At 40.6% G+C, this 22,701-nt stretch carries 18 protein-coding genes and 1 other RNA gene; 3 read left to right on the top strand and 16 right to left on the bottom strand.

Annotated elements, in window-relative coordinates; translation table 11 throughout:
- Positions 1-124: 124 nt before the first annotated feature.
- The 11 genes from FTT72_RS09335 to ssrA form a co-directional block, all read right to left on the bottom strand.
- Complete coding sequence (locus tag FTT72_RS09335; RefSeq protein WP_180178263.1) at positions 125-967, bottom strand: restriction endonuclease subunit S; 843 nt, start codon at positions 965-967, stop codon at positions 125-127.
- 2 nt (positions 968-969) lie between these two features.
- Positions 970-3,423, bottom strand: coding sequence for a type I restriction-modification system subunit M (locus FTT72_RS09330; RefSeq protein ID WP_180178262.1), 2,454 nt, complete (start codon positions 3,421-3,423; stop codon positions 970-972).
- Positions 3,424-3,536: 113 nt separating this feature from the next.
- Positions 3,537-3,767 carry an AlpA family transcriptional regulator gene (locus tag FTT72_RS09325; protein ID WP_180026577.1) on the bottom strand — a complete coding sequence of 77 codons (231 nt, stop codon included), beginning with the start codon at positions 3,765-3,767 and terminating at the stop codon, positions 3,537-3,539.
- Between the two features lie 76 nt (positions 3,768-3,843).
- On the bottom strand, positions 3,844-4,728 hold the full coding sequence (locus FTT72_RS09320) for a hydrolase or metal-binding protein (protein WP_180178261.1): 885 nt from the start codon (positions 4,726-4,728) through the stop codon (positions 3,844-3,846).
- A gap of 206 nt (positions 4,729-4,934) precedes the next feature.
- Positions 4,935-5,990 (bottom strand): YqaJ viral recombinase family protein, encoded by a 1,056-nt coding sequence (locus FTT72_RS09315; protein ID WP_373686910.1) that lies wholly within the window; start codon positions 5,988-5,990, stop codon positions 4,935-4,937.
- A gap of 150 nt (positions 5,991-6,140) precedes the next feature.
- On the bottom strand, positions 6,141-7,175 hold the full coding sequence (locus FTT72_RS09310) for a DUF932 domain-containing protein (RefSeq protein WP_180178259.1): 1,035 nt from the start codon (positions 7,173-7,175) through the stop codon (positions 6,141-6,143).
- Positions 7,176-7,197: 22 nt separating this feature from the next.
- Positions 7,198-7,476 (bottom strand): hypothetical protein, encoded by a 279-nt coding sequence (locus FTT72_RS09305; protein WP_180010040.1) that lies wholly within the window; start codon positions 7,474-7,476, stop codon positions 7,198-7,200.
- 123 nt (positions 7,477-7,599) lie between these two features.
- Positions 7,600-8,454 (bottom strand): inovirus-type Gp2 protein, encoded by an 855-nt coding sequence (locus FTT72_RS09300; protein ID WP_180178258.1) that lies wholly within the window; start codon positions 8,452-8,454, stop codon positions 7,600-7,602.
- 667 nt (positions 8,455-9,121) lie between these two features.
- A complete protein-coding gene (locus FTT72_RS09295) occupies positions 9,122-11,563 on the bottom strand; it encodes a hypothetical protein (RefSeq protein ID WP_180178257.1) in 2,442 nt (813 codons plus the stop codon).
- A 387-nt stretch (positions 11,564-11,950) separates the two neighbouring features.
- A complete protein-coding gene (locus FTT72_RS09290; protein ID WP_180026569.1) occupies positions 11,951-13,087 on the bottom strand; it encodes a tyrosine-type recombinase/integrase in 1,137 nt (378 codons plus the stop codon).
- A 184-nt stretch (positions 13,088-13,271) separates the two neighbouring features.
- Positions 13,272-13,631, bottom strand: a transfer-messenger RNA (tmRNA) gene (gene ssrA, locus FTT72_RS09285).
- 128 nt (positions 13,632-13,759) lie between these two features.
- Between ssrA and glpK the strand changes: the two genes are divergently transcribed.
- Complete coding sequence (glpK, locus tag FTT72_RS09280; RefSeq protein ID WP_180022282.1) at positions 13,760-15,244, top strand: glycerol kinase GlpK; 1,485 nt, start codon at positions 13,760-13,762, stop codon at positions 15,242-15,244.
- A 67-nt stretch (positions 15,245-15,311) separates the two neighbouring features.
- Here the strand turns inward: glpK and FTT72_RS09275 are convergent, their stop codons facing one another.
- From FTT72_RS09275 to FTT72_RS09265, 3 genes are all read right to left on the bottom strand, one after another.
- Positions 15,312-16,838 (bottom strand): DHA2 family efflux MFS transporter permease subunit, encoded by a 1,527-nt coding sequence (locus FTT72_RS09275; RefSeq protein ID WP_180178256.1) that lies wholly within the window; start codon positions 16,836-16,838, stop codon positions 15,312-15,314.
- A 6-nt stretch (positions 16,839-16,844) separates the two neighbouring features.
- Entirely contained in the window at positions 16,845-17,996 is a 1,152-nt protein-coding gene (locus tag FTT72_RS09270; protein WP_180066787.1) for an efflux RND transporter periplasmic adaptor subunit, read from the bottom strand.
- A 262-nt stretch (positions 17,997-18,258) separates the two neighbouring features.
- Positions 18,259-18,756 (bottom strand): thioesterase family protein, encoded by a 498-nt coding sequence (locus FTT72_RS09265; protein ID WP_180026566.1) that lies wholly within the window; start codon positions 18,754-18,756, stop codon positions 18,259-18,261.
- Between the two features lie 107 nt (positions 18,757-18,863).
- Between FTT72_RS09265 and hemB the strand changes: the two genes are divergently transcribed.
- Entirely contained in the window at positions 18,864-19,877 is a 1,014-nt protein-coding gene (gene hemB, locus FTT72_RS09260; RefSeq protein WP_111885258.1) for a porphobilinogen synthase, read from the top strand.
- Between the two features lie 137 nt (positions 19,878-20,014).
- The gene (gene thiO, locus FTT72_RS09255; protein ID WP_180178255.1) at positions 20,015-21,139 is read left to right on the top strand and encodes a glycine oxidase ThiO; all 1,125 of its coding nucleotides are present in this window, start codon (positions 20,015-20,017) and stop codon (positions 21,137-21,139) included.
- A gap of 21 nt (positions 21,140-21,160) precedes the next feature.
- On the opposite strand, the gene FTT72_RS09250 is transcribed toward thiO, so the two are convergent.
- Together FTT72_RS09250 and FTT72_RS09245 are read right to left on the bottom strand one after the other, a co-directional pair.
- Positions 21,161-22,096, bottom strand: coding sequence for a TIGR01777 family oxidoreductase (locus FTT72_RS09250; RefSeq protein ID WP_180177325.1), 936 nt, complete (start codon positions 22,094-22,096; stop codon positions 21,161-21,163).
- 66 nt (positions 22,097-22,162) lie between these two features.
- On the bottom strand, positions 22,163-22,612 hold the full coding sequence (locus FTT72_RS09245; RefSeq protein ID WP_180178254.1) for an ABZJ_00895 family protein: 450 nt from the start codon (positions 22,610-22,612) through the stop codon (positions 22,163-22,165).
- Between the last annotated feature and the right edge of the window lie 89 nt (positions 22,613-22,701).

Here is a 22,701-nt window from a genome sequence, read left to right as displayed (position 1 = left end):
TTATAATCAGCGAAGAATTCAAAAAGGCTTGGATTTTAAGACACCAAATCAAATGGCAGAAGACTTTTATCGGTTAGCTGCCTAGAATCTCCCAAGTGAAAGTCTCCTGCTAATTCAGCACACATCATTCAGCATCAAAGTCTATATAGCCTTTCTTTACATTACCTGCTGATAAAGCAACGATATTACCACCACCCCAATCCATTCCGAGTTTTCTTGGTGTTCTACCACGATAATCAATAATATTTTCGACTAAATTATTTATTTCAAAAGCGTCCCAATCCTCAGGAATCTGCCCTAACTCACTGTCTTTATAACCTTTAGCTGTTCCATCTTCACGTAAAGCAAATTCAGGCAACCGTGTTTTACCTGTTAAAAGCTGTTGCATGGTTGCGGTTTTAATGGCTTGTTTTTTTTCAATGAGTTTTTCAAGCTCAGAGATTAAAGCATCAGTATCGGATAAAGCTCCGGCGATTTTTTGTTGTTCTCTTAAAGTAGGTAATACAATTTTCATATTTGAAATCATATCTCTTCGCACAGAATCTACTGAAGATTTTGCTGTCATAGACATGATTCTGTCGTAAAAATTATTACTGAAATAAATATAAAAATAGTATCCATTTACTTTTTGGTTAAACGAATGCATCAGATATACACGCTGATGAAAATCAAACTTTCCATTTATATAATGGAAAACTTTACCAGTTCCAACACCATCACCAGCTGTCAGTACACCTTCTCCATCAAAGGAAAAACTATTTATTCGCTCAATCTTTTGAGATCTAACAAAAAAAGGATATTTACCTTCAGAGATTCTATCTTGAGTATTTTTATTGCCTGTAGTTATATTTACAATGTTTCCAATACATTCTAACTGCCAATCATTTGGAATTATCCCTACTTCAGTTTTTTTATAGCCTTCAGGAATCGGCTGATCGTCTTTTGATTTAAAATTGCTTTGAGTCATACTTACCACTCCAAACCCATTTCTTTTAAATGCTCAGCCACTTTTAAACTTAAAGCTTCAACATTTTGGGTAATTTGCGGTAAAGGCTCTGCATAACGCTCATTTAACTCTTTAACACGGTTTGCCAATTGCTGAGTCACACGCTCAATCTCAGCTTCAATACTACTATTTAAAGTGGCAAACCACTTATCTTGTACAACCAAATCTTTTACTTCATCATCCGTTAAAGTTGGGTACTTGGTAAAGACTTGAAGGTCTAATGCTTCTTGCAACTCTTTGACTTTTTTCTTCAAAGTCGCTTCATCTTCAAACAGCTTTTGTGCATTTTTTAAGACTTGCTTTTCTTCAACATCAACCGCAAGTTTTGAGCGAGCTTTCACCGTTGCTAAAGTCACTTTATCTTTATCGTTTAAGGCTTCAAGCAATAAACCTTCATCGGCGGTATGCTCTTCAATAAAGCTTTCCAACGCTTGCGTTGCAATATCTAGCTCTGCCTGTTTTGCATCTAAAGTCGCTTGTTCAGTGGCAAAATACTTCGCCACAATCAAATGCGGTGGAATCACTTCAGCTTTATATTTAATTTTCCCAATGACTAAATCAGGTACTTCTTTTAACTTACTATCCTTTTCCGCCGTTAAATTACGAATAAGCTTTGCACCTGCCCAACCATCTTGAGTAATAACAGAAACATCGTCCTGTAATACTTCATCCCAATATTCCATAAATATTTGGTAAATGTCGTATTTATCGAGCAAAGCAACTTTTTCATAACTCTGCAACAAGTCTTCACTGACACGTAGCATAATATCTTTTGGCTTCTGATCTTTTTCAATCGCCTTAAATGCACTACGTTCAAACCATGCTGTAAATGGTTTTAAACTTTCAACTGCAAAGGTTTTAAATTCAGCATGCTCTAAAATGGTTTTCTTGACTTCACTCGCTGCAACTAAACAACGACCATAACCTTCACGGTCTTTTTCAAATAAGCTAGCACGTACATTCGGCAAAACATCCCAATAGTTCTGTAATGCGTCAATATCACGCTTTGGAATACCACCTTTAAGGTGTGCACTTAAATCGTGTAAGTCTTCCGCTTCACTTGAATCGATATAGCGAGGAATGTTTAAGTTGTATTCATTAGCAACAATGGTATGGATATCGACTTTACGGCTATAACCTTCAATTTCGAGTTCTTTGGTAAAGACATCAACAATTTTATGAATATCTTGGTGACGTAAACGGTTCTTGTTGCCATCTTTAATAAAGCCTTTGCTTGCATCAATCATGAAGATGCTTTGACCATCAGTCACTTCACCTTCTTCATTAAACTGAATTGGTTGCGCAGCAGCTTTATCAATCACAATAATGGAAGCCGGAATACCTGTACCATAGAACAAGTTAGCAGGTAAACCAATAATGCCTTTGATATAGCCTTGCTTAATCAAATTTTCACGGATACGTGCTTCGGCATTACCACGGAATAGAACCCCATGTGGCAGGATGACTGCAGCTTTACCTGTGCTTTTTAAACTTTTTAAAATATGAAGTAAAAAGGCAAAGTCACCATTTTTCTCTGGTGGTACACCCCACACAAAGCGATCAAATTCATCACTGTTTGGTGTTAAACCATTCGTCCAGTTTTTACTTGAAAATGGAGGGTTAGCGACAGCAAAATCAAAGGTCATGAGCTGACCAGCTTCATCTTTATATTCGGGCGCAGACAATGTATTGCCTTGGGTAATTTTCGCACCTTCACCCACATCACCATGTAGAATCATATTCATACGTGCCAATGCCGATGTTGCATTATCCATCTCTTGACCGTAGATGGTTAAGCCTCTTACAGCTTCATCAGATGCTTTTAATAACAATGACCCTGAACCACAGGTCGGGTCATAAACTGTGGAATTTTTTGGTGTGTCTTTTTTAATACCCACAACTTTCGCCACCACACGAGAAACTTCGGCTGGTGTGTAGAACTGCCCTTTAGACTTACCTGACTCCGTGGCAAAGTGACGCATTAAATATTCATACGCATCACCTAGTAAGTCATCACCATCTGCACGGTTGTCCGCTAAATTTAAGCCTTCAAAAATCCCGATTAACTTAGTCAATCGGTCAATCATGTCTTTGCCTTTGCCTAGCTTGTCTTCATCGTTGAAGTCAGCAACATCAATGACACCACGTAGGTTATTAGCTTCAGCAATTTTACGAATAATGATATTGAGCTTATCGCCAATTTCTTTACTCCCTTTCAACGCACTAATTTTTTCGAAAGTTGCATCTTCAGGAATTTCAATAACGGCAAAGTCATCATTGCTAAAACGATCTGAAATATATTTCAAAAACAGCATGGTAAGCACATAGTCTTTATATTGACTTGCATCCATACCGCCACGTAATTCATCACAACTCGCCCAAAGAGAAGAATATAGTTCTGTTTTTTTAATCGCCATGACTGACCAAATAAATTCGTTTAAATATTGAGTTGAATCATAGCGAAATAAGAGATAAATATCTGATTATTTTTTACCCGGATAATGCAAAAAATAAGGGAGCAAAGCATCCCTTATTCTCGACTCGCCAACTTATTTTCAATCCACTGATGGATCTCTAAAGCTGACCAGCCGATACGGTTTTGGGTGATCTTTACTTTCTTTGGAAAAGTTGGATCATAATAGGGGGAGTTTTCATCCATCATTTCATAGATAGTAGAACGGCCCACACCAACGAACTCTACAACCTGTTTAATGCTAATCAGCTGCTGCATCTGAAATGTCTGACCTGTAAATGCATTCATGTTTATTTCCTCATCTCATGTTGACGAGCTCCTCGCTCATGAGATACGGCACATCTGTGTGTTTTTACCTGCCGACTTAATTCAATGCAGTCACTGCTCCCTTTAACTCCTGCTGTATATCAAAAGCATTGGTTTCATTACTTTTCGGCTGCTGTTGTTCATCCGAATAAAACTCTTCAACAACCTCCAATCCCTCCTCTCCATCCATCTCAAATTGCGCATTGGCAAAACCTTGTCTAGCAATATGGTCCAAAGCCTCCTGATAGAACCCCGCCTGTTTACTTTGCTCATCAATTTGCTTTGCCATGACAATCGCGTCATTCAAGCTAATACCATCCTTTAAGGTTAAATCCACGTAATACACCGGCTGTCGATAACTCTGAGTTGTGCTTTTACCTCTTAGCGTCAACTGCAATGGCAGACATGAAAGCAAGCCATTCGATGCCGCATGGTAATAACTCAGCCGAGCGGCCAAGGTGCGGATACTATTGAAGCCCGCTGTCCTGAAAATGAAGGTGCCAAATTCATCAGACTCATCTAAGTTCACATGCAATCGTCCATAAGGTTTGCAGTTGCCGCCCTGAGCCAATGGACATATATCTGGCGAGGGACATGGCAGTTTCTCTATCCCTTGCTGTGTTCGCCTTTGACAGGTTTCACCATTTCCCATACACACAGGTCGACCCGTTTGCCGGTCAAACATGGTGTACTCTGCTCTTAAGTTCAGATCAGGATCATTGAAGATCATACGGACAGGAATCGTCCGCAGCTTTTGATTTGGCACATTGACCCGCAGCTGCTCATCTAGCGGATGCTTAATCCATCCTTCTTTGTTCTGAATTTGGGAGGTTATGGTGAATTGGTCGTCTTTTTCAGGCAGACGTTTTCCGTTCTTTTCCACTACCCGCCCAATGCTGATTCGTCCAAGCATTGGCGGCGTGATTGCTAAACCTTTAATCATGCTGTTTTCCTCTTTCTGCATTTTTATACAAAACGGCCAAATCTATAGAGCACCCGCCCTTTAGCCGATTAATTTAAAATTAATAAAAACAAGACACACCAATGGCCACGGGGGAATATGTTGTGCATCGGTCTTTTGATCTGGCAAAGCTGTCCAATGCCCTGTTCTTTTTGAGAATGGGGCGAAGGGGCTGCTTTGCCGATTTTTTATGCTGGCCTGTCTGAAAGCGACGAATCTAAATAAATGTTGAAGCGCCTGCTTCCAGCTCTATACAATGGGTAAAGCTCAATCAAATCGGGTTGATGCTTCAAGACAGCTTGTGTATTCAAACCAACACTATCTTTGGCTTTCTTCCACACCACTGAACCACGGCTGAATACAGCACGCTCAGCATCCTTCATCATCATCTGGATCTGATGCTTGAGCTCATCAAATCGTTCCTGCTTATGCTGAATCTCTTCTTTTAGTTTGATCAACTTATCAAACATGAGATTGGCGGTTTCATTCTGAGATAGATCTTCAACTGTCAGTGGCACATGAACTGGATATAACTGCTGAATGGCTTTGGCTGCAGATTCACTGGCATCGACCGATGGCGGTGTATCCTTTTCCACACATTCCCAGAAATAGCGTTCAGCATTGATGATGTGCTCAATCACTGATTCAGATCTTGTGACCTTAAAGATTTTGGTTTCGTGTCCACAGAGCAATACACAGACATGCGCTGCATGCTTTCCTGTCACAGCCAATTGATGCTGCACCTGACACAATACATATAGCGGTACACCATCTCGCCATAATTTGGCTCCATGCTCCCCTGCAGTTTTACATTCAAGAATTTGTACTTCCTCATTGCCAACAACGGAGTAATCCAAGTTTGCCAACATAAAGTGCTTGTCAGGATCAGGATGCTGTAGAACAGCATTCACACGGCGGACCTTGGAATTGGTGTGCATGCTGTAATACTCTGCGACTAAGGGTTCCAGTTGCTTGCCCCAATACAGTGGTGCAAGACCCGAGCTTTCATCTTCAATCGACTGCGTCTGACGGCCTGTTTTGATCAGCCACAGTTCGAGCATCGACATGTAGGGGTTTAAACCGCATGCTGTTGCAGCATCACTGCTGCCAATACCTTGTTTGCGGACTTCAAGCCAATCCTGATAGGCCATATCTTTGGTACTAACCAAACGTTTGGCTGTATTGGAACGCTTAGCTGTGTTTAAGGGATTTATTGTTGGTTGTGGAGCGTTCTGGTGTGTCATTGGGATCATTTGATTCATTGCGACATCCTTATAAATATAGATTTCTGTAAATATTGAACGGCATAAAAAAACCATACCCAGCTTCATGCTGGGTATGGTGAATATGAGATGGCAAATATTGGATTAGATATAGCTTAGGCTAAATGTATCTCAGGCAAGCAATGCCAAAGCTTGCTCTAAGCCTCTTTGTTTCAGACCTGCACCTGCACCGAACCACGCTGAATCTAAACGGTGATCTGTACTCATGGCACGTCTTTCATGATCTGCAAACTCTGTGATCGAGCATAGCAAACCATAAGCCGTGTCCTTTGCTGAAGACAGCATTGCGCCACGTCCCTGACCATTAAACATTTCTAAAGTTTTAGACATGGCTCTTCCATTCGGTTCAGTTTTATTCTGTGTTTGCGCATTACTTGCAACCTGACGGTAGAACTGAATAATGTTTTCCTCAGGATCTGCAATAGACATGGTGCTGTTATTGAAGACTGCATCAAAGTAAGCTTTGGCTTCCTGCTGACTCACTTTACGCTGAGAGAGCTGTTTCATTTCATACATGTGCTCATCCCATGCACGCACTGAAATCCCCAATTGCTGTTTCACTTTCTCAGCATCGAACTTGGTACTGTGTGGTACTTTCACAACACCTACACTCGCCGTTGCACCTTTCAGCGCAATGGCAAGCGTGTTGTTACAGACAACACGGATACTGGTAAATTGTGCTGTGGTTGCCAAAGTACCATCACATGCAGAAGCAAGCAGAATATAGCCATTACTTACATCCTTGCCTTTCAACGCTGTACTTTGACCTGTACGCGCTAAAGCCCAGAATTTCTTACCACCTTTCAGTACGCCTGCAGTTTCAAGCTCAAAGCCCGATTGTTCAGTCAGATCACGGTAGAACTCCAAAATCTCTTTGGGTTGTACTTCCTGATAACGCTGACTAACCACAGATAACGGTGCATGGGTATCTGAGCGATACAACACACGCTGTTCTTCAAATGGCATGATAATGCTTTGACCACGCTCATTCTGAGCCATATAACTGACATCAGATGTTTCGATACGCCAATCCATTCCTGCCTGCTGCGCCCAAACTTCCAGAGGTTGATTGGGACTCAGCTGATTACCTAAGCCATGCCAAGGCGTTTCACCTACATAGGCGATTTGTTCAATTTGATGGGCCATTGATTCGATCTCCTATACTGGCTCAGCGAAAGTTCTGCTGACATTGGTTACAGCGGTAATAGGTCATCGTGACAGGCTTTTTCGGCTCATCAAACACACTACTGAATAAACCACCAATGACTGCGCCTGCGAGACCTCCTAAAAGTGGTGACACAGGCAAAGGTAGGCTCTTTGAAATGGATGCACCAATGGTCGCTAATGAAGCAGATGCTGCTAGACTTGATGATTCAGTTCCATCCACTTGTTGGTTCACCACTTGGATGACTTGATCGGATAGGCAGTAAGGACAAGTTAAACTCATAAGATATACCTCAAAAATGAAAAAAGGCTTACCGCATGGCAGGCCTCTGATTTGAATGTCAGGGGGAAATAAACATTCTTCGTTCATGTTAATGATGTATATCTATGATTTTTTGGAATCCCGTTATCTGCGCCCTGAGCCACCTTTACTAAACTTCCGCATGCCCTTCAAAGGAGCTCTTAAGTATTGATCATCTTTATCAGGATCAGCTAAATAACCTATTGCTTTTAACGCGTTCTCCACATCTTTAGCATTACGCCTTTCAATCATCCCAATACCTAACTGATCCAATTCCCGATAATACTTTTTATGCTCAGCTTGATTGCAGTTATAAAACTGTCCACACCCTCCTGTAATTTTATCTTTCCACAATTCACCAATGCACTGTCCTAAGTAAGAATCTCGATTACGCAAAGAACCGTTATATATCAGCAACAGATGACAATGATACCCTCTGCTTTTTCCACCCTGCTCTAGACGATAAACATACCCGACCTGATCCTTAAAAATAGTATCCTTATCTTGAATGCGACTAACCAACTTCTCAATATCACGATTGAACTTACATATACTCGGTTGTGACAAAACCTTGTATGACAGATCAACTCTTACCAAGAGTAGCTTACGATGTCGATCTAACAGCTCATTAAAATATTTTTTTAAACTTCTTTGGTTATCTCGAATCTGATCAATGAATCCATCCAAGAAGATTTCCTGCTTTTCAGCCAACTCACGCTGAAAGCATTGAAATACGCTCTTACTTTCAAAAATCTCCTGATCCTCACAAGAAATATTTTCAGGGAGCAGATTGAAATAGGCTTCTACTAAAGGGCTGTATTTACAGTCTGGATTGTGAACAGCTATTGCTTTTATTTTAAGTGTATCAAAGTCAAATTGGAAATCATTCCAGCGGTATTTTCTTCTAGATACCTTAAGCATGAAGTGTTCAATATCAAGTAAGGTTTGTGCTTCGTTCATGAGTATATTTCCTATGATTGAGTAAGCTCATAGGAATCACTGCTCAGTATTTTTTACACATGAACGTAAGCATTGAACTCAATAAAAAAACCTTCATCATTTGGAGTGATGAAGGTTAGTTGATAATCTTAAGTAAATGATAAATAATATATATTAAATATATATCCTAGCAATTTTCAGAAGTACTAAACCCCAAATTACCACTAATTTCTCCAAACCCCTTCTTCTATAGCAAACATTGAAATCCCAACAATTCTTCCTATTTTTATGGAAAGGGATGAAGCGGAAGTTAGGTTCTAATGAAAAGCAATCCTATATAATCCATTATTTGAATTTAGATACTCGTATTGGTTTCATCTGCCGCTTACGTTCTACCTTTACTACTCTCCTTGATCGTTCACTTATATCCGATTTCGCAATAGGTTTTCTTTCATCTTCCTCTCTGGATGTTTTAATAGGCTCACGTACTGATTCAACAACATCACTTAAAATACTCTCATCTACTTTAGAAATATTTTCGCTAAATTCTTCACTATTTTGTTTTAAAGGACCAGAGATAACTCTTTGAATCTCGTTGAAGTCACCTATTGCAGAGCTAGAGTTTACATATCCCTCAGCAACTCTCTTGGAGCTGTCATTATTTTCTACAACCGACGATGCCTGTTTATTAGCCCTTACTCGAGTCTCTCGTCCTTTTTTGTGAAGACTTAACTTCGCTTTTACTTTTTGTTTTTCGCCCCAGAATCAAACTGTCTTTTCTCGGCATAAGTGACAAATCTAGTTCAGCAATTAAAATATGTGGAGCATAGGCATAAAATTTAGCAATGGTCTCAATCATGTATTGCTTGTTTCTTTTTTGATTTGGGTAAATTTCCAAATACTCATCATTCAGTTCACCCGTTAGTTGTATTACTTTCACAGACTTTGCCACAAGGCATACATCACTGAAATCATCAAAAGGATTTACCAGATCATCATTCTTTTTCTGTTTTGAGATGTAGGTCTGAATTTGCTCAGTTTTTTTGACTACATAGTTACTCCAATACTCTGAAATGTCATTTATCAAATCAGCTGAATTCACTTTTAGATTCGTGTCATTTTTGAAAAATAACGTGGCATCAATATAATGTTCATTGCGATATGGCACATAAAGACCAACATGGCCAAGAAGCTTTACTCCTTGAGTATGGCGACGCTTCAAATTATCAACATAATCCCGAAACATTGAATCAAAAACTTTCGCCTTATCCTCGCTTCCTTGTACAAAACCTCCCTCAAATATGAACCTTAATACAATGACATCTTCTTTAAAAACAAGCTCAAGATAATTTTGGATTGATTCTTCTCGCTTTTTAGCCTTTTTAAACTCTACATTTTCTTTTTTTATTAAGTCTTTAAGTACAGATTTCTGATAATTTTTTAGCTCATTTTCCACAGTGGGAAGCGCATCAATTCTTATCACTTCTGGAAAACTTCCATTCATCTCCTTCAAAAAATGATGTACCCGATAGCCAATATTTTTAAATTCAAAACTTTGACTTAAGCTAAACTCCCTCAATAAGTGATTTGCCTTCAAAAAACAGTTCATCATAGTAATAAGGATAAACTGCTGAAAGACTACATTTAGTTTCGAAAACGCTGGTCTAGCATAAAAAGCCTTTCTCTGTTTATCTGAATAGAACAACTCTATTCGTCTTTGATACATTATGCGCGTTAACAACTTCTCAACTCGGATAAAATCATCCAAAAGACTCGTGTAAGCTTTAGAAACCGTTGCTTGTTGATGATATAAAAATTCAATCAAATTAAGTTGATTTATAGCATTAGGTTCTAAGTCATTAATATTGAAATATTTATCAAAATTGGAAACAATTTTTTCATCTATCAAATCATCTAGAAACACCCTAGCCGTATTAAGTTGATCTAATAAGGATTTACGAGTCTTAGGGGTCTTAGGTTGTATGTATATTTTTTCTTGAAAACATCTGAAATCATTAAAAAATACAGAGTATAAATCTACTTGCTCTTTCAGTAGCTCATCACTATCTACATTTAATAAAAAACTACTAGATAAAAAGTATTTCAGAAACTTATCTCGAAAATTAATTTTCTGTTTTTGGCCAACCAACTCTCCAACGAAGTGATCTGATGGATATGTTTTCTTGATCATTTTTTCACAATTAGTCACTCTTATTTGTTCAATACTTCGAGTCACAATATAGCTCTGAATTCTTTTAGAATAGTGCTCCACTAACCTCTCTTGAGATTCATAATTTTTAATTTTGTAAATGACTAAGAATGTTATAGCTACATAATCTAGACTCAAAACATGCGTATGATTAACAACCAACAATACACCATCATCTTGTGCAAACTCACCACCCATATATCGGGCAAAATCACCTAGAAATTTAGCTGAAGAAATAGATTGATAGTTAATAATCCCATCCTCTAATTGAATTGGCAAACGAACATCGAATACACAAATTCCAAACCTGATTTTCTCTGTTACCAATTGATCATAACTAAAGAGTAAATTCTCATAAATTCTATTTTGCTCATCAATTTTTCTATTAAGCCAATCGAACTTTTTAAACTCGTCATTTTCTGTAGTTGAGGCTGACTCCAGAAAAGCACTGTAGCGATCTAGAAAATCAAAAAAAATTCCAGCATCAAATTTTTCTACGCTCCACATCTTTGGGTCAGAGAAATCTAAATCTTGCAACCCTGCTGGACTTTGTAAAAATTTTTTATAGTTATAAATTCGGGAATCCCAATAATAATGCTTAGCAAAATTTTGAAATGCATTAGCCATTTCATCAGAAGTATTTAACGCTAGCGGTTTATAAAAATTAATAATCTTGATCTTCAGATAATCATTACCCTGCGCATCTTCAAAATCTTTTCGTGTATACGCCGAACGGTCTTCGATACGTCTAAGAACATGATGTATCAGCTCTAACGCGACAACGGTTTCATTATATATAGGTTGCTCAGTATATTTTTCACCACCTAAAATTTTTGGTCTCTTATTGGGGAATTTTGCTTTTAGATATGAAAAACACCCATCATAAAATGCATCGGTATCATCAAGCCATTGCAACTTCATTTTCATCCCCTCAATATTGTCTAGATAGTTTTTATTTAAAATTTTATTGTTTTATATCTTCTTACTGTCTAAAAGGCAATTAAATAAGGTCTTTTAGGTTTTTAGATACATTTCTATCCCCTAAAAACTTACTTCTTATATAGTTAATTTTTTAATATTAAATTCTATTTTTGAAATATTATCTCTCAAATATTGGATTAGAGCTCAAGTTTAATTGTGTGATGAAAAGCTATAAAAATAACCTTTCTACAAGCACTAGCCATATTCAGAAATTAAGTCTAAATATCATTACCTCAATCAGAAGATAGAAATTTGGCAAAAAAAAAACGTGCTAAGCACGCCTTTTAAGTTTTATTTCCTCACTAAATTATTTTTCAAATCCCGTGATTATTCCAACCACACCTTTACCTTCTCCCCATACCATTCCATGATCTTTACACGCTCATCCCAGTACTGTGCTCGGTTATAAGCAGCACGAATCCGGTTCTGTGGCACATGGGCAAGCTGACGTTCAATGGCATCAGAATTAAACAAATTTGACTCATTTAGCACAGTACTAAACAAAGATCTAAAACCATGCGTTGTCATTCTACCTGCATAACCAGAACGCTTGATCACAGCCAAAATTGATTCACTACGCATAGGTTCTTTGTTATTTAATCTATGTGGGAATAATAAGTCTTGGTTGTGTGTCAAACGTAATGCCTGAAGTTCCTCAATCATCATGTCTGTTAAAGGTACACGATGAGGTAAACCATTCTTCATACGATCAGCAGGGATATCCCACTTTCGTTCTTCAAGATCAAACTCTTCCCAACGTGCTTGCAGTAATTCACTTACTCGAACACCTGTAAGCATGATCAAAATAATTGCATGATGCGTTTGAGCATCAGCAGGATAGGCTTTAATCCGTCTAAGAAATTCAGGCATTTCAGTTTCAGATAATGAAGCCAAATTTTTCACTTTCTTATTCTTAAGCGCATAAACCAAATCACTAGCTGGATTGTCATATCGATAGCCGTGGGCTATGGCATATTTCATCACCATACCGCATCGAGATAGCGTACGTTTAGCTACTTCAGTCGAACCTCTAGCTTCAATTTTTTTAATAACCTGCAAAATCTCAGGTGCCTGAATCTGATTGATTCGTTTATTTGCGAGAGCAATGTAAAGCTCATCTAAAGATGCGCGTACATTACTGATATGCTTTGCTGACCAAGTTTCTCTTTGATTCTCAAACCAATCTTCTGCCACCTCTTTAAAAAATGGCTTGATGTCTTCGTATAAGACTGATTTGGAATGCTTGTATTTCAGCTCAAGGGCAAGCTCTCTCGCTTTCTTTAAACTCATGTCTGGATATAGACCAAGTGATTCTGACTTACGCTCACCATGAACGGTATAACGTACATTCCAGTATTTTTGCCCTGCAGGTGTCACCAATAATGACAAACCATTTTCATCTGAAAGACGATAACGCTTATATTGGGGCTGTGCTTTTCTGCATTCAGTATCCGTGAGTTTCATCTGTATATACCCTTTATCTAGACTAAAAATAATTGGGTAAATTTTCCCAATAATTACCCGCAGAAGGCAAAAATTGGGTCACACAGCTTAGGACAGGATCGGACAATACAGCCAATAAAAAAGCCCTTAAATATTGAATTTAAGGGCTTTTTTACATTCAGTCGAACATCTCTGAATTGAATTTTGGTGGAGATGGCGGGAGTTGAACCCGCGTCCGCCAGCACTACGCTCGAGAATACTACATGCTTAGATATCGTCTATTGATTTAGCTCTTTGTGACCCGACGAACAGGGTACAAATCGCGATCCTTTAAGATTTAGTATAAGACCCCAAGGCTTGATCTTATACGGACTTGTGTGCGTTCGCTTCAGTCGGGACCCCTAACCACAAGTATTCAGGGATGCGGACAAGCTGCCCTTAGGCAGCTAGAGCGTAAGTTTCGTCGTTTGCGACTAAAATATGCAAATTTGATTTACGAGAGAAAATGCGCTCTCGACATGCATCTATGAGTTTCATCACCAGCGTCGAAGCCAGAAACATCCCCAAAGTAGCGTCATCATAGCATAACTGCAAAAAATTGCGATGCAATTTCGAAACAATTACACATTGATCTGCGCTTAATTACATAATTGCGTTAATATTTTATTTTTCAAGACCGCAAAAGAAAAATATATGAGCTATTTATTGGCACTCGATCAAGGAACGACTTCAAGTCGTGCGATCATTTTTAACGAACATGGACAAGTTCAAGCTACAGCTCAACGGGAAACCCATATTCAAACCCCACATTCGGGTTGGGTGGAGCAAGATGCTCAGGAAATTTGGAGTACCCAAATTGCCGTCGTGCAACAAGCACTCGCTTCTGCTCGTATCCTCGCAAAAGATATTAAAGCCATTGGCCTGACCAATCAACGTGAGACCACTGTGGTTTGGGATAAACGCACAGGTCAACCACTTGCTCCTGCAATTGTTTGGCAAGACCGCCGTGCAACCGAGTGGTGTGGGCAACTAACTCAACAAAACCTCAATGACCTCATTCACAAAAAGACCGGTTTACGTATCGACCCCTATTTTAGTGCTGGGAAATTGGTCTGGTTATTAGAACACACCCAAGGTCTACGTGAACTCGCAGAGCAAGGTCATGTGGCTTTCGGCACGATTGACAGTTGGTTGGTGTGGAACCTGACACAAGGTGCAGAGCATGTGATTGAAGCAAGCAATGCCTCACGAACCATGCTAATGAACTTGCAGCAACAAGCTTGGGATGAAGAACTCTTAGAATTATTTGATATTCCCCTTTCGGTCCTTCCTAAAATCATCAGTTCAGATGAATATATTGCAGATACCGCTACAGGTTTACTTGGCGCAAACATTCCCATTACCGGCATTTTAGGTGATCAACAATCTGCGCTATTTGGTCAATCTTGTTTTGAAGCCGGTACAGCCAAAAATACCTACGGTACAGGCTGTTTCATGTTGTTTAATACCGGCACTGAAGTTCAATATAGTCAAAATAAACTACTCTCGACATTGGCGTGGAAAGCACAAAACCAAACCCATTATGCACTCGAAGGCAGTGTCTTTATGGCGGGTGCCATTGTGCAATGGCTAAGAGACGGTTTAGGGATTATTCAAAAAAGCAGTGATGTTGAAAAACTCGCGTGCCAAGTGGAGCATACCGATGGCGTGGTTTTGGTTCCTGCCTTTACTGGGCTAGGCGCTCCGCATTGGGATAGTGATGCCCGTGCCCTCCTCTGTGGAATGTCACGTGGTACAAATAAATCCCACATAGCTCGTGCCGCCTTAGAGGCCATTGCCTTTCAAGTGTCGGATGTATTGACCGCCATGCAGTCAGACCTGTCTAGTCCACTTAAAGAACTCAGGGTCGATGGCGGTGCCAGTAGCAATGATATGCTGATGCAATTTCAGGCCGATATTTTAAATGTGCCTGTACTGCGTCCTAAACTTTTAGAATCAACAGCATGGGGCGCTGCCGCAATGGCCGGACTCAAAGCGGGTGTGTTTTCAAATCTTGATGAAATTGCTGCATCATGGCAATTAGAACGTGCTTTTGAACCAAAAATGAATGCTGATCAACGTGAATTTCATTTGGCTCAGTGGCAGTCTGCACTCAAACGGGCGCGCTCGGACCTTTAATTTTTTCCAATCAACGCCGTACGCAAAAAAACCGCTCGAATGAGCGGTTTTTTATACTTGATGATATTTAGTGTGCATGACCGCCACCCACACCTGCTTTAGGTCGCGGACAGAGCCAAATGATCAGTGCAGCGAATATAAAGACACCCGCCAAGACTAAAAACACATGATTGGCTGAAAGCGTTAAGGCTTCTTTATCCACTAAACTGGAGATATATCCCAAAGCAGCTTCTGAACTCATTCCATGATTCACCAAGGTATTTTGTACCTCAGTAACATGTAAATTACTGACCATTTCACTGCGTGCGACTTTGGTGTGATCATCCCAAATGGTTACTGCAATCGACGCTCCAATCGCCCCAGCCATGGTTCTTAAGAAGTTCATCAAACCTGCTGCAGATGCCATGTCTTGTGGCAGTACAGATGCTAAGGCCATATTTGACAAAGGAATAAAGAAAAATGGCACGGCAAAACCTTGTAATATTTGCGGTAAAGCCAAAGCCATAAAGTCTGCATCCGTGGTCCAAAAGGCGCGCATAAGGGTGACTCCGCCCAAGATACTTAAACCAAAACTCGCCAAAGCACGTTGATCGTATTTGGTTGCAAACTTTGCAACAATTGGCGACATGGTCAAACTACCGACGCCCATAGTTGCAGTAAGATAACCGGCCCACGTTGCGGTATAGCCCAAGTTAATTTGTAACCACTGCGGAATCAGGACAATACTGCCAAAGAAGGCACCAAAACCAAACGCCAAAGCCAAGACCGAAATGGTAAAACTTCGGTACTTAAACAGCAGTATATTCACCACTGGATGCCGCTCAGTCAGCTCCCAAATCGTGAAAATGATCAGCCCAACAAATGCCGTCAGTGCCAACACCACGATAAATGGATGATTAAACCAATCTCGCTCATGGCCTAAGTCCAACATCAATTGCAAGGCACCGATCCACAACACCAACAGCAGCAAGCCACCGCGGTCAATTTTCAATTTCTGTGTTGGAGTTTCAGCCGTTTTCAGTAAGCGCATCGCTGCGATAGCACAACCGATTCCGACAGGAATATTGATAAAGAAAATCCAATGCCAAGATAAATTATCACTGATCGTACCACCCAAAATTGGACCTAAAATGGGACCAACGACGGTAGTCATTGCCCACATGCCCATGGCTTGGGATTGCTTTTCAGGAGGGAAAATGCGCATTAACAACGTTTGGCTCAGTGGCATAATCGGGCCACCAAACAAGCCTTGCCCAATTCGACAAAACACCAACATTTCCAAACTGGTCGATAAACCACACAGTATCGAAAATACAGTAAAGCCGAATAGGCTGATCACAAAAACCCGTACAGAACCAAAGCGCCCAGCGAGCCAACCGGTTAATGGCACGCAAATCGCCTCGGCCACGGCATAGGAAGTAATGACCCATGTCCCTTGGGATGCCGATACTGCAAGGCTACCGGTAATATGCGGCACAGATACATTCGCAATGGTCATGTCGAGCACAACCATAAAGTTTGCCAATGCCAAGACCAAGGCAGCGAGAATCAGACGACCACCTTTTAGGTCAGTCATTTGCATTTGCTGATTCATAGGCAATTACTTCGATTTCAGGTCAATCGTCGCTTCCATAGACAGCCCCACACGGAGTGGATGTTCTGCCAACTCTTTTGGATCTAAACGAATCCTCACAGGTAAACGCTGAACCACTTTAATCCAGTTTCCTGTGGCATTTTGTGCCGGAATCAAGGCAAATGCTGAGCCTGTGCCACCAGAAAAACCAGTCACTGTGCCATTAAATTTAACTTTGTCACCATACAGATCAGACGTCAGTTCAACTTTTTGACCCGCTTGTACCCCTGCCAATTGACTTTCTTTAAAGTTAGCATCGACATATAACTGAGAGACTGGAACTACCATCATTAATGACGTTCCCGGTGCAATGCGTTGCCCAACTTGAATATTGCGACGTGTCACCACACCATCAAAGGGTGCTTTGATTTGTGTACGTTCTAAGTCCAACTGGGCTTGTTGTAGACGTGCTAGTGCAACTAAAACATCTGGGGTTGAGTTTTCATTGCTGTCTTGAATTAATGCATCATTCGCCGCTTTATTACTTTGTGCCGCTTTTTGACTAGATTTGGCTTGAGCGAGACCTGCTTGTGCTACATCAAAACTGGCTTTAGCAGTATTCACAGCACTCTGCGCTGTGCTTAATTCTTCTTTAGAAATCGCACCCGAAGCAGCCAATTGTTGACGACGTTGTAATTCATCTTGTGCTTTATTCAGATCGGCTTGTGCTTTGGCGACTTGTGCGCTTGCACTATGAATCGCATCATCACTGACAAAGATTTGTGAGTTTAAAGAGCTACTATTCGCCGCAGTTTGTTTGTATTGGCGTTTCGCCTTGAGCAATTCAGCCTGAGCTTGAGCTAAGGCAATTTCAGCATCACGAGCATCAATGCGAACAAGCACATCGCCTTTTTTCACTTGCTGCGTATCACTCACCAAAACCTCTGCCACTTGCCCCGTGACCATCGAGGTAATCGACGCTGTTTCTGCACCGACATAGGCATTATCGGTACTGACGGAATGATTTAGAAATATTGACCAAATCAAATACATCACCAAAGCAATCACGATCAATACAGCCACTATACCAAGGCCTTTTTTTCTGCGTGCTTTTAATTCCTGATCGGTGGGCTGCTCTGTAGATGGGGTTTCTGGCAGGTTACTAACGGTATCTGTCATAGATTTGTCCTAAATCTAGCAGACTTGGTCATGGCATCATGAGCTTTGCAAAGCATGTCAACTTTGCTGTCAGATAATGGTGTCGTGAGAAAGTCTATCTTCTTCAATTTTCCGGCATTTTAAAGCTAAAAAATCATATCCTGAGAATAGAAAATGTAACTCGTCAGTCTTTTTTTCGTCGGCAACAGGATAAAATCATGCCCTGCTGCCAATACTGGACTTTATTTTTTCATCATTTTGAATGTGTTAACTTAAGAATGGCTTAATAGGCATACGATGCAATCGCTGTTGCAATCGCTTTACCTTCATCATTGACCATGGTCATACGCATGGTGCAGCCCTTACGACCTAAACGTAAGGTTTCAGCTCGTGCAACGAAATACTGTCCACGTCCTGGCGCTAAATAATCCACACGCATATCGACGGTCGCTAAGCGAGATACCTTTTTACTCGTTTCTACTAGATCTTCAGCTGTGGCCTTTTTATACAATTCTGCCATTGCAGAGATACCACCGATACTGTCGAGTAAAGTTGCCGCAACACCACCATGTAAAATTTGGAATGCGACATTTCCTATTAGATTACTGGCCATGTCCACACGTGCTTCGATCTGACCATCGATCACCGTCATTTTCATTGCATTGTGTACAAAAAATGGGGAGCTGTTAAATGCTTGAGCAATGTTATTTAATAAAGTATCGATTTCAATCTTCGAGTTTAGGTCAATATTACCGGTCCAACTCTTATTTACATCTGTCATAGCCTACTCGAATCGCTGTCATTGAATAAAAAAATAATACGGGGTGCGCCAAACCCTCATTATGCGTCTACAATAGTCAAAGTTTAATACTGATCAATGAGATTGTTATGACCTATACGTTCAATCGTCCAGCTTTTCCTGCTACCCGCATGCGTCGCATTCGTAAAAATGACCAGCTTCGTGCCATGGTGCGTGAAACTCAACTGACGACTGATCATCTCATTTATCCAGTATTTGTGTTGCCAGGCCAGCAACAAACTCAAGACATTCCAAGCATGCCAAACGTACAGCGTCTATCTGCTGACTTGTTACTAAGAAAGGCAGAACGTTTACTCGAATTGGGTGTTTCAAAATTAGCTTTGTTCCCAGTTACACCACAGGAAGATAAAAGCTTAACGGCTGAAGCAGCTTGGCATGAAGATGGCTTAGTCCAAAGCACCATCCGCTTATTAAAAAAAGAACTACCAGAAATGGTTCTCATCACTGATGGTGCTCTCGACCCATACACCACACATGGTCAAGACGGTATCATTGATGATACCGGCTATGTACTGAATGATGAAACCGTTGAATGCTTAATTAAACAAGCGCTCAGCCATGCCGAAGCGGGTGCAGATGTGGTTGCACCAAGTGACATGATGGATGGTCGTATCGGTGCAATTCGCCAAGCCCTTGAAGCCAATGGCCATATCTATACCAACATCATGGCTTATTCTGCAAAATATGCGTCTAGCTTTTACGGGCCATTCCGTGATGCGGTAGGTTCTTCAAGCAACCTCAAAGGTGGCAATAAATATAACTATCAAATGGACATCGGTAACCGTGCAGAAGCTTTACATGAAATCGCACTGGATATCCAAGAAGGCGCCGACATGGTGATTGTAAAACCGGGTATGCCGTATTTAGATATCGTCCGTGAAGTCAAAGATAATTTCGGTGTTCCAACCTTTGTCTATCAAGTGAGTGGCGAATACGCCATGTTGGCAGGTGCCATTCAAAATGGTTGGCTGTCTGAAAACGTGATTATCGAATCGCTTATGAGCTGCCGCCGTGCAGGTGCAGATGGGATCTGGACTTACTTTGCTGAAGATGCAGCACTCATGTTGAAAGACATGAAATAACCTGCAAAGCCTTCCTGAAATAGTAACGTTCAGGAAGGCTTTTTTATCTCTGTAAAATTCAAAAAACAGTCATGGAAGAAAAACTTCGGCGTTGCTGAAGTTAAGATCAAACTCATACATTCATCGGTTAAAAGAACATGAATATTGCCATTATTGGGGCGGGTATTAGTGGTTTACTCAGCGCATTGGAACTCGTTGAACGCGGTTGTACGGTGACGATTTTCGACCAACAACGCACAGGTTCTGCCGCATCTTGGGCTGGTGGTGGCATCCTCTCCCCGATGTATCCTTGGCGATATCCCAATGAAGTCAATGCGCTCGCACGTTATGGCAAGCAGAGCTACCAAAAATGGAATGAAAAATTAAAACCTATGACTGGGATTGATTTTGAAATTCATGAAACTGGCATGTTGATTTTTGATGAAGATGATTTTGAAATCGGTTTAGATTATGCCCGTTTGCACCAAGACCCAATGCAACAGGCGGAATATTTACAATCCGAGCAAATTGAGCAGATTAATCCTCACATTTCAGCACGCTTTGCACATGGCATTTATTTTTCGCAATTAGCCAACATCCGTAATCCGCGACTTTTGCAGTCTTTAACGACTTATTTACAGCAGCATCCTAAAGTTCAGATTTATGAACATTGCCCGATCCACCAATTAAACCGTTCGGATAATCGTATCCAGTCCATCACCACCGCAGATGGTACGCAACATACAGCAGATCAATTCGTTATTGCCACGGGCGCTTGGTCAGCCGAGTGGAGTGAACAACTGGACATTGAGATACCCGTACAACCTGTGCAGGGACAAATGCTTCTTTTTAAAACCCCGCAGAACTGGTTGCCGACCATGTGCATGAATAAAGTCATGTACTTGATTCCACGCCAAGATGGTCATGTGGTTTGCGGCTCAAGTATGCGCCAATGTGGTTTTGATACTCAGACCACAGATGCAACCTTACAGCATATTCAAGAATCGTGCTTTGACATGGTGCCAGAGCTTGCCAACTTTCCGATTGTGAAATCTTGGGCTGGCCTGCGTCCATCTTCCCCTGAAGGGATTCCGTATATTGGGCAGATGCCAAATTACGACAATCTATGGGCAAATTTTGGGCATTTTAGAAATGGTTTATGCATGGGACCAGCTTCAGCTCAGTTATTGGCTGAACTGATGACTGGGGAAACGCCTTCATTCAATGCAGACCACTATAGTCCGAGTCGCCTGTTTCAAGATGCATTGTTAAGCGTCGAATAATGGTCAATCCGTCAAATTCAACTAAGCCAATAAATCCTGCAAGGCTTCTTTTAACGTCGGAAATTTAAACTCAAAGCCTTGCTGTAATAAAGCAGCAGGCTGAACCAATTGACCATTTAAAATTAATTGCGATTGCTCACCCAATAAAATTTTAAAGATAGTTGCAGGCACATTGAGCCACGGCTTTTTGGCTAATTGACGTGCTGCAATCTGCGCAAACTGAGCCTGCGTCGTTTTTTCTGGTGCAACTAAATTAAAAATATACGGTTCGATTGGCGTGGGTTCAAGCAACGCATGTTTTTTCTCTGCTTGTTTCATTAAAAACAGCATACTTCGGATCAGATCTTGTATGTGTATCCACACAAAAGGCTGCCGACCAGAACCTATTTTATTAACCAAATTGAACTGAATCGGTCGCAGCATTTGCGGTAAGATCCCGCCACCTTCAGCCAAGACCACACCTAGTCGTGTGATAATGGTATTTTGTTCAGGAAATTGGCGTGTGACTTGCTCCCAACTTTGGCATAGCTCTGACATAAAAATGGCTTGTGGTGCAGCATTTTCATCGCACACTTTTGTCCATTGTTCTTCAATATCAATACCATAATAGCCAACAGCCGAACCTGAAATAATGCATTTCGGAAAAATTTTACGTTTACGTAAATATTGATACAGCGCTTCCGTGGTTTTGACCCGACTTTCTAATAATTGCTGTTTACGCGTCTCTGTCCAGCGACCTTTGCCGATACTTTCACCTGCAAGATTAATCACATAATCAATTCTGTCATGAGGAATTTGATCGAGCTGCTGTACCCAAGTTAAATGTGGCGATGTAGAAATACGCCCAGCCTTACGACTGAGCCCAATCACTTTATAATCCGCAGCTAAAAGTGCCTTGATGAGATGTGTGCCAATAAAACCGCTGCCACCCGTCAGCAGTACTGTGGGCTGATGCATAATTTGTTCTTATCTATATGAAATAATACTATTATCTATAGAACAAGATCACCAAACGATCAAGCTTTATGCACCAAACTTTTGAGCAGCCATCCGCTGTGCTTGCGGACCATAAAACCAATAGGTGATTAAATACAAAGGGATAGCCATCAGCAACAACATGATCACCATTAAACTCATAAACTGAGGATGTTGAATATAGAGCATTAAATTTTGCCAAATTTCAGGATCTTTTCTTGAAAAAATTACGATACCCAAAAGTACAAAAGCTAAATTATATAACCAAAAAATCAGGCTAAAACCTAAGGTAAATTTTTTACGTTCCGCCTGTGTCGGTGCTCTCTGATTTTTATTTAAAAACCGAAATAACACCACGATCATGGCAATCAGATAGGGTACGACCGTTAAAATACCGCCTACACCCTGTGGCAATAATGCAGCGATCACACCACAAATACAGGTCATGATTAAACAAATGAAAAAAAACAAGAAAAAATAACGTGTTAAAGACACCATGACCTTAACCCAAGAAGAAGTTGACACCTAGTATAAAAAAAAATGCATTTTTTTTCATTTTCATGTCAACCAATCTGTAAACGGCTACG

The organism is Acinetobacter sp. YH01005, from assembly GCF_013420465.1.
GTDB lineage: Bacteria > Pseudomonadota > Gammaproteobacteria > Pseudomonadales > Moraxellaceae > Acinetobacter > Acinetobacter amyesii.
Note: the sequence above shows the minus strand (reverse complement) of the source record. Positions and strands in the feature narration are given on the sequence as shown.

What these genes read in the sequence shown, in the direction of transcription:
- FTT72_RS09315 (WP_373686910.1), bottom strand. Translation starts at nt 5,990, where the DNA reads ATGACACACCAGAACGCTCCACAACCAACAATAAATCCCTTAAACACA.
- FTT72_RS09295 (WP_180178257.1), bottom strand. Translation starts at nt 11,563, where the DNA reads ATGAAGTTGCAATGGCTTGATGATACCGATGCATTTTATGATGGGTGT.
- FTT72_RS09275 (WP_180178256.1), bottom strand. Translation starts at nt 16,838, where the DNA reads ATGAATCAGCAAATGCAAATGACTGACCTAAAAGGTGGTCGTCTGATT.
- FTT72_RS09250 (WP_180177325.1), bottom strand. Translation starts at nt 22,096, where the DNA reads ATGCATCAGCCCACAGTACTGCTGACGGGTGGCAGCGGTTTTATTGGC.
- FTT72_RS09300 (WP_180178258.1), bottom strand. Translation starts at nt 8,454, where the DNA reads ATGAACGAAGCACAAACCTTACTTGATATTGAACACTTCATGCTTAAG.
- FTT72_RS09265 (WP_180026566.1), bottom strand. Translation starts at nt 18,756, where the DNA reads ATGACAGATGTAAATAAGAGTTGGACCGGTAATATTGACCTAAACTCG.
- hemB (WP_111885258.1), top strand. Translation starts at nt 18,864, where the DNA reads ATGACCTATACGTTCAATCGTCCAGCTTTTCCTGCTACCCGCATGCGT.
- FTT72_RS09320 (WP_180178261.1), bottom strand. Translation starts at nt 4,728, where the DNA reads ATGATTAAAGGTTTAGCAATCACGCCGCCAATGCTTGGACGAATCAGC.
- FTT72_RS09310 (WP_180178259.1), bottom strand. Translation starts at nt 7,175, where the DNA reads ATGGCCCATCAAATTGAACAAATCGCCTATGTAGGTGAAACGCCTTGG.
- glpK (WP_180022282.1), top strand. Translation starts at nt 13,760, where the DNA reads ATGAGCTATTTATTGGCACTCGATCAAGGAACGACTTCAAGTCGTGCG.
- FTT72_RS09305 (WP_180010040.1), bottom strand. Translation starts at nt 7,476, where the DNA reads ATGAGTTTAACTTGTCCTTACTGCCTATCCGATCAAGTCATCCAAGTG.
- thiO (WP_180178255.1), top strand. Translation starts at nt 20,015, where the DNA reads ATGAATATTGCCATTATTGGGGCGGGTATTAGTGGTTTACTCAGCGCA.
- FTT72_RS09330 (WP_180178262.1), bottom strand. Translation starts at nt 3,423, where the DNA reads ATGGCGATTAAAAAAACAGAACTATATTCTTCTCTTTGGGCGAGTTGT.
- FTT72_RS09270 (WP_180066787.1), bottom strand. Translation starts at nt 17,996, where the DNA reads ATGACAGATACCGTTAGTAACCTGCCAGAAACCCCATCTACAGAGCAG.
- FTT72_RS09290 (WP_180026569.1), bottom strand. Translation starts at nt 13,087, where the DNA reads ATGAAACTCACGGATACTGAATGCAGAAAAGCACAGCCCCAATATAAG.
- FTT72_RS09245 (WP_180178254.1), bottom strand. Translation starts at nt 22,612, where the DNA reads ATGGTGTCTTTAACACGTTATTTTTTCTTGTTTTTTTTCATTTGTTTA.
- FTT72_RS09325 (WP_180026577.1), bottom strand. Translation starts at nt 3,767, where the DNA reads ATGAATGCATTTACAGGTCAGACATTTCAGATGCAGCAGCTGATTAGC.
- FTT72_RS09335 (WP_180178263.1), bottom strand. Translation starts at nt 967, where the DNA reads ATGACTCAAAGCAATTTTAAATCAAAAGACGATCAGCCGATTCCTGAA.